11 protein-coding genes are annotated in these 12841 nt (G+C 66.6%); 6 read left to right on the forward strand and 5 right to left on the reverse strand.

The features are described 5' to 3' along the window. Positions 1–83 precede the first annotated feature (83 nt). The 5 genes from NMB40_RS01880 to NMB40_RS01900 all read left to right on the forward strand — a co-directional run bounded on the left by NMB40_RS01880 (position 84) and on the right by NMB40_RS01900 (position 5869). Positions 84–578, forward strand: a complete 495-nt coding sequence (locus NMB40_RS01880; protein ID WP_282246934.1) for a peptidylprolyl isomerase — start codon at positions 84–86, stop codon at positions 576–578. A gap of 114 nt (positions 579–692) precedes the next feature. Next, positions 693–1679, forward strand: a complete 987-nt coding sequence (locus NMB40_RS01885; RefSeq protein WP_070207580.1) for a malate dehydrogenase — start codon at positions 693–695, stop codon at positions 1677–1679. Between the two features lie 485 nt (positions 1680–2164). Beyond that, positions 2165–4042, forward strand: coding sequence for a propionate--CoA ligase (gene prpE, locus NMB40_RS01890; protein WP_494359962.1), 1878 nt, complete (start codon positions 2165–2167; stop codon positions 4040–4042). 222 nt (positions 4043–4264) lie between these two features. After that, positions 4265–4759 (forward strand): hypothetical protein, encoded by a 495-nt coding sequence (locus NMB40_RS01895; protein WP_282247319.1) that lies wholly within the window; start codon positions 4265–4267, stop codon positions 4757–4759. A 24-nt stretch (positions 4760–4783) separates the two neighbouring features. Beyond that, the gene (locus tag NMB40_RS01900; protein WP_494359963.1) at positions 4784–5869 is read left to right on the forward strand and encodes a suppressor of fused domain protein; all 1086 of its coding nucleotides are present in this window, start codon (positions 4784–4786) and stop codon (positions 5867–5869) included. An 18-nt stretch (positions 5870–5887) separates the two neighbouring features. Here NMB40_RS01900 and NMB40_RS01905 read toward each other — a convergent pair whose 3' ends face one another. The 5 genes from NMB40_RS01905 to NMB40_RS01925 all read right to left on the reverse strand — a co-directional run bounded on the left by NMB40_RS01905 (position 5888) and on the right by NMB40_RS01925 (position 11240). After that, the gene (locus NMB40_RS01905) at positions 5888–6499 is read right to left on the reverse strand and encodes a glutathione S-transferase N-terminal domain-containing protein (RefSeq protein ID WP_068849507.1); all 612 of its coding nucleotides are present in this window, start codon (positions 6497–6499) and stop codon (positions 5888–5890) included. A gap of 89 nt (positions 6500–6588) precedes the next feature. Further along, positions 6589–7047, reverse strand: coding sequence for a cell wall hydrolase (locus NMB40_RS01910; RefSeq protein ID WP_068849509.1), 459 nt, complete (start codon positions 7045–7047; stop codon positions 6589–6591). Positions 7048–7407: 360 nt separating this feature from the next. Further along, on the reverse strand, positions 7408–9441 hold the full coding sequence (locus tag NMB40_RS01915; protein WP_494359964.1) for an oxidoreductase: 2034 nt from the start codon (positions 9439–9441) through the stop codon (positions 7408–7410). A gap of 61 nt (positions 9442–9502) precedes the next feature. Continuing rightward, a complete protein-coding gene (yczE, locus tag NMB40_RS01920; protein ID WP_494359965.1) occupies positions 9503–10114 on the reverse strand; it encodes a membrane protein YczE in 612 nt (203 codons plus the stop codon). Positions 10115–10214: 100 nt separating this feature from the next. After that, entirely contained in the window at positions 10215–11240 is a 1026-nt protein-coding gene (locus NMB40_RS01925; RefSeq protein ID WP_494359966.1) for a zinc-binding alcohol dehydrogenase family protein, read from the reverse strand. 371 nt (positions 11241–11611) lie between these two features. Here NMB40_RS01925 and NMB40_RS01930 point away from each other — a divergent pair, with 371 nt between their 5' ends. After that, positions 11612–12709 carry an OmpA family protein gene (locus tag NMB40_RS01930; protein ID WP_282247313.1) on the forward strand — a complete coding sequence of 366 codons (1098 nt, stop codon included), beginning with the start codon at positions 11612–11614 and terminating at the stop codon, positions 12707–12709. The last annotated feature ends 132 nt before the right edge of the window (positions 12710–12841 follow it).

Genomic DNA, 12841 nt, shown 5'->3' on the forward strand with positions numbered 1-12841 from the left:
TCGACCATGGTCAGGTGGGTCCCGGTCGCGTGCGCGGTGTATCCTTATGGGCTGACGACAACCCCCGTAATCCAAGGATCCTCATGTCCCTCATCGCCACTTTCGACACCACCCAGGGCCCGATCAAGGTCGAGCTGTTCGCAGACAAGGCGCCGCTGACCGTGGCCAACTTCGTGAACCTGGTCAAGAACGGCTTCTATGACGGCCTGATCTTCCACCGCGTGATCCCCGATTTCATGATCCAGGGCGGTTGCCCCAAGGGCCAGGGCACCGGCGGCCCGGGCTACAAGTTCGAAGACGAGAAGAACGGCGTGAAGCACCAGGTCGGTTCGCTGTCCATGGCCAATGCCGGCCCGAACACCAACGGCAGCCAGTTCTTCATCACCCACATCAAGACCGACTGGCTGGACGGCAAGCACACCGTGTTCGGCCAGGTGCTGGATGGCCAGGCCATCGTGGATTCGGTCAAGCAGGGTGACGTGATCCATTCGATCACCCTGGAAGGCGACACCGACGCCGTGCTGGCCGCCCAGGCCGACCGCGTGGCCGAGTGGAACAAGCTGATCCCGGCCAAGTAATTCCCTTTCAACGGCCTCCCTCGCGGGAGGCCGTTGCGCATTTCCGGCCGCCCCGCCAGGTCTCTCCCCGCCCGGTGGCCACTCCCACACAGCTTCTTAGCAGAGGAAATCCCCATGAAAGCACCTGTTCGTGTTGCCGTGACCGGCGCCGCCGGCCAGATCGGCTACGCCCTGCTGTTCCGCATCGCCTCCGGCGAAATGCTGGGCAAGGACCAGCCGGTCATCCTGCAGCTGCTCGAGCTGCCGGTCGACAAGGCCCAGGCCGCCCTGCGCGGCGTGATGATGGAACTGGAAGACTGCGCGTTCCCGCTGCTGGCCGGCATGGTCGGCACCGATGACGCCGAAGTGGCGTTCAAGGACGCCGACATCGCCCTGCTGGTCGGCGCGCGTCCGCGCGGCCCGGGCATGGAGCGCAAGGACCTGCTGCTGGAAAACGCCAAGATCTTCACCGCGCAGGGCGCGGCGCTGAACAAGGTGGCCAGCCGCAATGTGAAGGTGCTGGTGGTCGGCAACCCGGCCAACACCAATGCCTACATCGCCATGAAGTCGGCGCCGGACCTGAACCCGCGCAACTTCACCGCCATGCTGCGCCTGGACCACAACCGTGCGCTGAGCCAGCTGTCGTCCAAGCTGGGCAAGCCGGTCGGTGGCATGGAGAAGCTGGTGGTGTGGGGCAACCACAGCCCGACCATGTACCCGGACTACCGTTTCGCCACCGCCGATGGCGCGTCGATCGCCGATGCGATCAACGACCAGGAGTGGAACGCCAACACCTTCATCCCGACCGTGGGCAAGCGCGGCGCGGCGATCATCGAAGCCCGTGGCTCGTCCTCGGCTGCCTCGGCCGCCAATGCCGCCATCGACCACGTGCGCGACTGGGTGCTGGGCAGCAACGGCAAGTGGGTCACCATGGGCGTGCCGTCCGACGGTTCCTACGGCATTCCGGAAGGCGTGATCTTCGGCTTCGCGGTGACCACCGAAAACGGTGAGTACACCCTGGTCAAGGACCTGCCGGTCGACGACTTCAGCCAGAAGTACATCGACAAGACCCTGGCCGAGCTGGAAGAAGAGCGCGCTGGCGTCGCCCACCTGCTGGGTTGATCGCGGCTGGCCGGCCTTTGGTTGGCACTCGATGAGAAAACGCCGGGCTTGCCCGGCGTTTTTTTTCTTCGATCACTTCCATCGCGAGGGTTGAGGGCCACGCCGCGGCCGGTAGGCCCCTGTGCAAATGTCCCCCGGCCGCCGCCCTTCGGCGACGGCCTCCTCCTTTACTTTGCCAGGAGCCTACCGGCCGCGACGTGGCTCGGCTTGCGTTTCGCGATGGAAAAGAGGACGCCGGGGGCCAACGCCGGTGGATCGAGTGCCGGGGCGCCTTACCCTTGGAGGCGAAGTAAAGGAGGAGGTGTCGGCCTCTGGCCGACGCCGGGGGACATTCGCCGGAAAGGGTAAGGCGCCCCGGCGCTCGATTCACCGGCAACCGCGTTTGATTCTGCCGTGCGCATGCGCACCGTACGACCAAGGTAGGACAGTTCATGTGCCGCCATCGGACTATGCTCGATCCCATGACTTTGTCTGGGAGGGCTGTCATGCGTTACGAAGATGTCTACCGGCGATCGGTGGAGGAACCCGAAGCGTTCTGGGCCGAGGAAGCGCACCGGATCTACTGGCATGTACCGCCGCAGCAGATCCTGGATTACAGCAACCCGCCGTTCCGCCGCTGGTACGTGGGTGGCCAGACCAACCTCTGCTACAACGCGGTGGACCGGCACTTGGCCGAACGCCCCGACCAGCTGGCGCTGGTGGCCATTTCCACCGAAACCAACGTCACCCGCGAGATCACCTACCGCGAGCTGTACCGCGAAGTGAATGCGTTCGCCGCCGTGCTGCAGCGGCTGGACGTGCAGCGTGGCGACCGCGTGGTCATCTACATGCCGAACATGGCAGAAGCGGTGTTCGCCATGCTCGCCTGCGCGCGCATCGGGGCGATCCATTCGGTGGTGTTTGGTGGTTTCGCCGCGCACAACCTTGCGCTGCGCATCGACGACGCCGCGCCCAAGCTGCTGATCGCCGCCGATGCCGGCAAGCGCGGCGGCAAGGTGATTCCTTACAAGGCCATGGTCGATGCCGCCTGCGCCGAGGCGAAGTCGCCGCCGCCGCACGTGCTGATCGTGTCGCGCGGGCTGGACCCGGCCGAACCGAAGGTGCCCGGCCGCGATGTCGACTACGCCACCCTGCGCGACGAGGTCGGCGACCAGGACGTGCCGGTGGTGTGGCTGGAATCGAGCGAGCCCAGCTACCTGCTGTATACCTCCGGCACCACCGGCAAGCCCAAGGGCGTGCAGCGCGATGTCGGCGGTTACGCCGTCGCGATGGCGCAGTCGATGGAAACCGTGTTCGACTGCAAACCGGGCCAGGTGATGTTCTCCACCTCGGACGTGGGCTGGGCCGTGGGCCATTCCTACAACGTGTACGGCCCGCTGATCGGCGGCTGTACCTCGCTCCTGTACGAAGGCCTGCCGACCAACCCGGATCCGGGCATCTGGTGGGCATTGTGTGAACAGTACGGCGTGCGCACGCTGTTCTCCTCACCCACCGCGATCCGCGTGCTGAAGAAGCACGATGCCGACTTCATCCGTCGCCATGACCTCGACGCACTCAAGTACGTGTTCCTTGCCGGCGAACCGCTGGACGAACCCACCGCACACTGGATCAACGATGCGCTGGGCAAGCCGATCATCGACAACTACTGGCAGACCGAAACCGGCTGGCCGGCGCTGACCCTGCTGCCGGGCGTGGACCTCAAGCCGGTGCGTTTCGGCTCGCCGGGCTTCCCCAACCTCGGTTACCGCATGAAGGTGATCGACGAGAACACCGGCGCCGAAGTGCAGGCCGGGCAGAAGGGCGTGCTGGTGATGGTGCCGCCGCTGCCGCCGGGCTGCATGAGCACGGTCTGGAACGACGACGACCGCTTCATCCAGAGCTATTTCAGCCACTTCAAGGAACTGCTGTACAGCTCGCTGGACTGGGCGATCCGCGACGAGGATGGCTACACCTTCATCCTCGGCCGCACCGACGATGTGATCAACGTGGCCGGGCACCGGCTCGGCACGCGCGAGATCGAGGAATGCATCTCCGGCCATCCCCTGGTGGCCGAAGCGGCGGTGATCGGGGTGAAGGACGAGCTCAAGGGCCAGGTGCCGCTGGTGTTCGTCACCCTCAAGCAGGCAGTGGAAGGCGATGGCAGCGCGGTGGTGGCCGAGATGATGCAGCGGGTCACCCAGAGCCTGGGCGCCGTCGCGCGTCCGGCGCACATCCACCTGGTCAACGCCCTGCCCAAGACCCGCTCGGGCAAGCTGCTGCGCCGCTCGCTGCAGGCCCTGGCCGAACACCGTGACCCGGGCGACCTGTCCACCCTGGACGACCCCGGCGCGCTGGACGAGATCCGCCGGGCATTGGGGCGGTAAGCCCCACCCGAATCCCGGCGACCGTGTCCCGTGCTGCGGTGCATTACCCGCCGCGCGGGACCTCGGTTAAGCTGCCGGGGTGATCGTTGTGGGCCCGATGCGCGACACGCCGGGGATGGCGTGCGCGGCCCGGGCCACTGTCTGGACGAACGCAAGGGGGCGCACGGGTTCCGGTCTTCACCGGGCCGTGCGTGCAGGGGGACCAGGTAACAGGGGGAACACATGGCGTACATCCATGCCAAGACGGCGGCTGGCCGTCAGGAAATCGAAGACCGCGCGCGCCGGCTGGTGCCGGGGTTGCGCTCCATTCTGCTGATGGTTGATGGTCAGCGCGATGACAACGAATTGACCGCGATGTTGCCCGGGCTGCGCGCGCCGGACGACGCGCTGGCCCAGCTGGCGGAGATGGGCCTGATCGAAGTGGTCGGCGGTGCGCTGGCGCCCGCCGCGCCGCGTGCGCTCACCTCCGGTCGCGAACAGGACCCGGTGCTGTACAAGCAGCTGTATGACTGGATGAGCGAATCGGTCCGCAGGCATCTTGGCCTGAAGGGCTACTTCATGCAGCTCAAGATCGAGCGCTGCACCGATGCGGCCAGCCTGGAAAAACTCTGGCCGGACATGGCCGCCGCCGTGTCCAAGGCCAAGAGTCCCGCGTTGGCCAACCGTTGGCTGGAGGAGACGCGCGCGCTGCTGCACAGCGATGCGCAGCCTGCCTGACGGGAGCGGCACGGCGCAGCGGTGATGGCGTACATTGGCGTCCTTCCGGGACGCCAGGAGCAGCGCGTGGACGAACAGGACAACGGTACACCGGGCTGGGACGCGATCAACGCGGCCCTGGCCGCGCTGTATCCCGGCCAGGAGCCGCGCCATTACGGCACGGCGCTGCCGTATACGCTGGGCGGCCGCGATCCGCTCGATGGCATCAGCGTGTACCGCGCCGCGCTGCCGCGCCCGCACTGGCACTACGTGACCTACGGCTTTTCCGAGCTGTACGACAAACAGAGCGATGACACCGACAGCAGCGGCTTCGGGTTCGAGCTGACCTTCCGCCTGGCGGCGGAGCCCGGCGAAGAAAACCCGCCGAGCTGGCCGATGAACCTGCTGCAGAACCTGGCGCGCTATGTGTTCGGCAGTGGCAATGCGTTCGAAGCCGGGCACCACATGGATGCCAATGGGCCGATCGCGCTGGACACCGATACCTGCCTGCGCCACCTGGCGTTCATGCCGGATCCGCAGCTGCCCGCGCGGGACACGCCCAATGGCGGACTGGCGTTCCTGCAGGTGATCGGGCTGAGCGACGACGAGATGGCGGCGATCAAGCGCTGGTCGACCGATGGGGTACTGCAGGCATTGGCGCCGCGCATGCCGCTGTGGGTCACCGATCTGCACCGTGCCAGCCTGCTGGATGATCCGGCGCTGGTGCGGCAGCTGCAGGAAGGCAGCGAGCGCGAAGGGTCCAGTACCGCCGTCCTGTTCGTGGAGACCCTGGACTGGCGCGAAGAAGGCGACCAGGTCGTGCTGGTGCTGGGTGCCGGCCAGGTGCCCAATGTGCTTGACCTGCTGCCGCTGCGCCTGCGCCATGGCAACCCGTTGACCATCGTCAGCCGCAAACACGAATGGGAGTTCGCGCCCGGTGACCGCGATGCCGTCGCCAAGGACGGGGAGGGCATGCGCTGCACGCTGAGTGCGCAGGGCCTGGACGCGCTGGAGCAGCAGGTGCGTCCGGAGCGCGGGCGCTACCCGGTACCGGGGACGGCGCTGGTGGTGGAGGTGGTGCCGACCGCACTGCGCGATGCGCAGGACAACGTGGTGCGCGAGATCGGCTGATCGCGCGCACCGGGTTGCTTATTGCAGGCCTTCGGCCTTCAGCGCGGCCTGCACGCCGGTGTCGGCTTCCATCCGGGTCTTGAACGCAGCGAGGTTGTCCAGGCCGGCCAGGTCGACCTTGGCGCCGGCCGCCCAGCGCAGGGTGATGTAGAAGTACGCGTCGGCATAGCTGCGGAAGCCGGCCAGCCAGGGCTTGTCGGCAAGCTGGCGGTTGGCGGTCTCGAACAGGCCGCGCAGGCGCTTGCGGGCGGCGTCGCGGATCGCGTCGTACTGGCTGTCATCGGCGATGAACTTGGCCGGTGCGAACAGCGGCGAGAACGCCGGGTGCACGTCCGAATTGACGAAGGCCAGCCAGCGGTTGGCTTCAGCGCGCTGCTGAGGGCTGCCGTCGCCGCCCAGGCCGGCCTGCGGGTAGCTGTCGGCGATGTAGCCCATGATGGCCGCGTTCTGGGTCAGCACGAAGCTGCCGTCGACGATGGTCGGCACCGAGCCGGCCGGATTGATCGCAAGATAGGCCGGGGCCTTCAGGGTGTCCTTGTCGAGCAGTTCCACCTCGAACGGCTGGCCGGTCCACTGCAGGGCGATGTGGTCGGCGGTGGAGCAGGCACCGGGCTTGCTGTACAGCTTCATGGGGAACTCCGTCGGGATGCAGGAAAGGTAAGCGGCCCACTATTCCAGAGCCGGCCCCGCATCCTCAACGGTATGGCCGTAACAGATCGTTACGACGCGCGTGGCTTGAGTTTCTGCACGCGATAGAACGTGTGGTCACCGATGGTGGCCACCTGGTAGGCGTTGCGCCAGCTCGGGCTGGCGATGGACAGCGCGGCGAAGTGGCTGGCACCAGGCACGATTTCCTTGCGCTCGCCTTCCGGCAGCGCCCAGTTGCGCTCGGCATCGAAGGCCACGGTCATGGCTTCTTCCCAGGCATCGGTGTTGCCCAGCTGGGTGCCCGGCGCCACGATGGTCGGTGCGAACTGCTTGCGTGCGGTGACCACCTTGCACATCGAATCGCCCCACAGCCCGCTGTCCAGGCGGCGCAGCGCCACTTCCGCAACGGCTTGCTGGCCGCGCAGGGTCTGGTCACGCGCTTCGAGGTAGACGGTCGTGCTCAAGCACAGCGAATCGGCGGCCGGCTGGGGCAACAACTGCGACAGCCAGAGAATCCAGGCCAGTTTCATAAATCTCCTTGCTCCGTATGGGCCGCACCTGGCTGTCCATCCGATCAACGGGATGGGGCGGGGGTGTACGACTTGGCGTCATGGGGAGGCGGCCATCGGGGCCGCCCGGGAGCGGCACCCGAAAGACGTGGGGGCCGCGCGCTCACTCGAACTGGGTGGTGAGCGGGAAAGTTGGCGCACGATAGGGGGGCATTTCGCAACGCATCCTGAACCGAAAGGCTTGACATTCAGGTTCGGACGGAGGTCATTTTCGCCCATTCAGGTGACGACCAACGGTCGTCACCTACCGTGAATCGGCGTCGCCGGCCGGTTTAGCGCGGGCACGCGGTAGGGCACGACCGTTGGTCGTGCCTCCCTGAATCAGAGCGACGCGGCCAGGCGGCTGCCCTGGTTGATCGCGCGTTTTGCGTCCAGTTCCGCGGCCACATCGGCGCCACCGATCAGGTGGGCATCCACGCCTGCGGCAAGCAGCGCGGCATGCAGGTCGCGGCGCGGTTCCTGGCCGGCGCAGACCACCACGTGGCTCACCGGCAGGGTCTGCTGCTGGCCATCGATGCGGATGTGCAGGCCGTCGTCGTCCACGCCCAGGTACTCCACCCCGCCGAGCATCTTCACGCCCTTGGCCTTCAGCGTGGCGCGGTGGATCCAGCCGGTGGTCTTGCCCAGCCGTGCGCCGGGCTTGCCCGGGCTGCGCTGCAGCAGCCAGACCCTGCGTGCGGGCGCCTCGGGCTGCGGCCGTGCCAGCGCGCCGCGTGCCTCGAAGTGCGGGTCCACGCCCCATTCGGCCATCCAGCGGGCCGGGTCCAGGGCCGGCGAGGGGCCCTCGTGCACCAGGAACTCGCCCACGTCGAAGCCGATGCCGCCGGCACCGATGATCGCCGCTTCCGCGCCGACCTGCACCCGGCCCAGCAGCACATCCAGATAGCTGACCACCTTGGGATGGTCGGCACCCGGGAAATCGACCTGGCGCGGGGTGATGCCGGTGGCGACCACCACCGCATCGAAGCCGGCCAGCGTGGCGACGTCGGCCACGGTGTCGAGCTTCACGCTGACCCCGGTTTCCTCCAGCTTGTGGCGGAAGTAGCGCAGCGTTTCGTGGAATTCTTCCTTGCCGGGAATGCGCTTGGCCACGTTGAACTGGCCGCCGATCTCGCTGCCGGCGTCGAACAGGGTGACCGCATGGCCGCGTTCGGCGGCCACGGTGGCGCAGGCCAGGCCGGCCGGACCGGCACCGACCACCGCGACCTTCTTCGGCGCCGTGGTGGGGCGGTAGACCAGTTCGGTTTCATGCACCGCGCGCGGGTTGACCAGGCAGCTGGCGGTCTTGTTCTCGAACACGTGGTCCAGGCACGCCTGGTTGCAGGCAATGCAGGTATTGATCGCGTGCGCACGGCCGGCGCGCGCCTTGTTGGCCCATTCCGGGTCGGCCAGCAGCGGCCGCGCCAGCGACACCATGTCCGCGCCGCCGCCGGCCAGGATGTGTTCGGCCACGTCGGGCATGTTGATGCGGTTGGTGGCGATCACCGGCACGCGCACATGCGGCTTGAGTTTGGCGGTGACCCCGGCGAATGCCGCGCGCGGCACCGAGGTGGCGATGGTGGGCACGCGCGCTTCATGCCAGCCGATGCCGGAATTGATCAGGGTGGCGCCGGCCGCTTCAATGGCCTTGGCCTGCTGCACGATCTCGTCCCAGTTGCTGCCGTCCTCGACCAGGTCGACCAGCGACAACCGGTAGATGATGATGAAATCCGGGCCGCACGCTTCGCGGATGCGGCGCACGATCTCCACCGCGAACTGCATGCGCTGGGTGGCGTCGCCGCCCCAGCGATCGCGGCGCAGGTTGGTGCGGGGGGCGATGAATTCGTTGATCAGGTAGCCTTCCGAGCCCATCACCTCCACGCCGTCGTAGCCGGCCTCGCGGGCCAGCCGCGCGCTGCGCGCGTAATCGGCGATATGCCGTTCCACGCCACGTGCCGACAGCGCACGCGGGGTGAACGGATTGATCGGCGCCTTCTTCTTCGACGGCGCCACCGACAGGGGGTGGTAGGCGTAGCGGCCGGCGTGCAGCAGCTGCAGGCAGATCTTGCCGTCATGGCCGTGTACCGCCGCCGTGAGCTGGCGGTGCGGACCCACTTCCCACGGCCAGGACAGCTTGCCGCCGAACGGCTTGAGCCAGCCCACCACGTTGGGCGCATAGCCGCCGGTGACGATCAGCCCGACCCCGCCCGCCGCGCGTTCGGCGAAATACGCCGCCAGCCGCGGGAAGTCGCGCGCGCGGTCTTCCAGCCCGGTGTGCATGGACCCCATCAGGATGCGGTTGCGCAGGGTGGTGAAGCCCAGGTCGAGCGGGGCGAACAGATGGGGGTAGGCGGGAGTTTCGGCGGCTGGCGACATGAAGATACGCTTGCGTACGGTAGGTGCGAAGGGTGCCGCGTATCGCCTTTGCACGCAAGGGTCACCGCAGGGCGGGCGCCGGCTCCGGCTTGCGTACACCGAACAGGGGAAGGGTGTAGCCGCAGAGGGGGCCGATGAGCACGGCGAAGGCGAGGGTGCCCAGGCCGACGTTGCCGCCCAGGTACCAGCCGATGACCAGCACGGTGCCCTCGATCAGGCTGCGCACCCGCCAGATCGGCCAGCCGGTGCGGGCATGCAGGCCGGTCATCAGGCCATCGCGCGGGCCCGGTCCGAAGCGGGCGCCGATGTACAGGCCGGTGGCGACCGCCACCAGCAGCAGACCCAGGGCAAACATCGGCACCTGCCACACCAGTCCGTGCACCTCCGGCAGCAGCCACAGGCCGAATTGCGCGCTCGGTCCGATCAGCAGCACGTTCAACACGGTGCCCAGGCCCGGCTTCTGCCGGATCGGCCACCACAGCAGCAGCACCAGGGCCCCGATCACGTTGGTGGCCACGCCGAACGACAGCGGCGTCTGCAGCGCGATGCCCTGGGACAGCACATCCCAGGGCGCCACGCCGATCGCGGCGCGGATCATCACCGCCGCGCCCATGCCGTACAGGAACAGGCCGATCAGCAGTTGCAGCAGGCGCAGAGGCAGCGAAGTGGGCATGGCGGTGTCATCGACAGGGCGTTTGACTGTAGGGCGCGCGCCGCCGCGCCGACAGATACAGATGCAGGCGAAAGCGCGCGCACACCGCGCGGGCCAACGCTCACTCCCAGCCGGACAGCACCAGTTTCCCGGTGACACCGCCGCCTTCCAGCAGGCGATGGGCCTCACGCAGGTTGGCGGCATTGATGCTGCCCAGCGAGGTATGCGCGGTGCTGCGCAGTTCGCCGGCGTCGACCAGGCTGGCCACCCGGCTGAGGATGCGGTGCTGTTCCACCATGTCCGCGGTCTGGAATCGCGAGCGGGCGAACATGAACTCCCAATGGATGCCGATGCACTTGGCCTTGTAGGGATCGCCGATGCGCAGCGGGCCACGCGGTTCCACGATCAGGCCGACATGCCCCTGCGGTGCCAGCAGTTCGCCCAGCACTTCCCAGTAGTGGTCGGTGTCGGCCAGGTTCAGGGCCACCTCCACCTGCGCGATGCCCAGCGCCTGCAGCTGTGCGGGCAACGGTTGGCGGTGATCCACCACGTGGTCGGCGCCCATCCGGCGACACCATTCGGCCGAGTCTTCACGCGACGCGGTGGCCACCACGGTGAAACCGGCATGGCGTGCCAGTTGAATCGCGATGGCACCCACGCCGCCTGCACCGCCGATGACCAGCAGGGTCTGGCCAACGTGGCGGCGATCATCGAAATGCAGCGGCATGCGCTGGAACAGCAGTTCCCATGCGGTCAACACGGTCAGTGGCAGCGCTGCGGCTTCGGCGAAATCCAGCGTGGTCGGCTTGCGTCCCACCAGGCGTTCATCCACCCACTGCCATTGCGCGTTGCTGCCCGGTCGCGTCACGTCGCCGGCGTAATACACCTCGTCGCCAGGCGCGAATGCAGTGACCTGTGGCCCCACCGCTTCGACAGTGCCGGAAGCGTCATAACCGAGGATGCGCGGCGGCGACACTTCGCCTGCGCGGGGTGCGCGCTGCTTGGTGTCGACCGGGTTGACGGAAACGGCCTGTACGCGCACCAGCAGGTCGGTTCCCTGGGGCGCGCCGGGTTCAGGAACCTGCAGATCACGCAGTGCATCCGGATCGTCGATGGGCAGGTAGTGCGTGAGGCCTACGGCTTTCATGGCGGCTCCCGTGGAGGTGAACACCTTCATCATAAGGTCGCTTTTGAACCTGTTCTGCAGCTGAATAACTGCCCTGCGACAAACTGCATCAAATACTGTGGCGGACCCTTGAAAACTCTGGGAAAGTGCCGAAAACCCTTGCCATTGTTGGGTCTTGCGGAAGTTCACCAACCTGTATAGGGTGCCACCAGCTGGACCCGGTGGAGGTCTGGTCGCTGATTTCACATGTTACGTGACCGTTAACATCGCCTTCACTCCCCTGAGCATAATGTTCGCGGCGGTGGCGTGCTGAATCGGCAGTCTTAAACGACGCAGTAGTGCTGGCCCATGCCTCTACCGGTTTCATACCCCCGAAATAGGAGCTGTATTACATGAACAAGAAGATCCTCACTGCCGCGCTGCTGGGCGGCCTGGCGTTCGCCCAGGCAGCCTCCGCGCAGTCGTCTTTCGATGACCGCTGGTACCTGACCGGTTCGGCCGGCTTCAACTTCCAGGATAGCGACCGTCTGACCAACGACGCTCCGTTCGTTACCCTGGGCCTCGGCAAGTTCATCAGCCCCAACTGGTCGCTGGACGGTGAGCTGAACTACCAGAACCCGAACTTCGACGACAACCAGGACCTGAACTGGAGCCAGTACGGCGCCTCGATCGACCTGCGTCGCCACTTCATCTCCGAAGGCCGTGGCTGGAACCCGTACCTGCTGATGGGGCTGGGCTACCAGAAGTCGGAAGAGGAATACAACAACTTCCCGTCGCCCGACAGCCCGGGTGAGCGCAAGGACGGCAACTTCGCCGCCAAGGTCGGCGTCGGCCTGCAGACCACCTTCGACAAGCGCGTTGCAGTCCGCGCCGAAGTGGCCTACCGCGGTGACTTCGACGACAAGAGCGTTGCTGCTCCGGACGAAAGCTGGTTCGGCGACGTGCTGGCCTCGGTCGGCGTCGTGATCCCGCTGGGCCCGCCGCCGGCTGCCCCGGTTGTTGCCCCGCCGCCGGTTGCCCCGAGCTGCGCAGACCTGGATGACGACGGCGACGGCGTCAACAACTGCGACGACAAGTGCCCGGATTCGCAGCCGGGTCAGACCATCGGTCCGGACGGTTGCCCGGTGCCGGTCTCCATCGACCTGAAGGGCGTGAACTTCGACTTCGACAAGTCGAACCTGCGTCCGGACGCCGTGGCGATCCTGTCTGAAGCCACCCAGATCCTGAGCCGTTACCCGGATCTGAAGGTTGAAGTCGCTGGTCACACCGACTCGAAGGGCACCGACGAGTACAACCAGAAGCTGTCCGAGCGTCGCGCCACCGCCGTGTACAACTACCTGACCACGAACGGCATTGCCGCTTCGCGTCTGGTGGGTCCGATCGGCTACGGCGAGAGCCGTCCGATTGCGCCGAACACCAACCCGGATGGTTCGGACAACCCGGAAGGCCGTGCGAAGAACCGTCGTACCGAGCTGAACGTCCAGAACTAATCCTTCTGGTAGTACAGGTTCAGGACAGGGCCCGGCATTGCCGGGCCCTGTTTTTTTTGCGGAATGCACAAAATCGGCAACAAATCCAACAAGTTGCCGTATTCATTGAATGTGGGATCTTGAAAGCCGTTG

It is taken from the genome of Stenotrophomonas sp. FBCC-B152 (assembly GCF_059134105.1).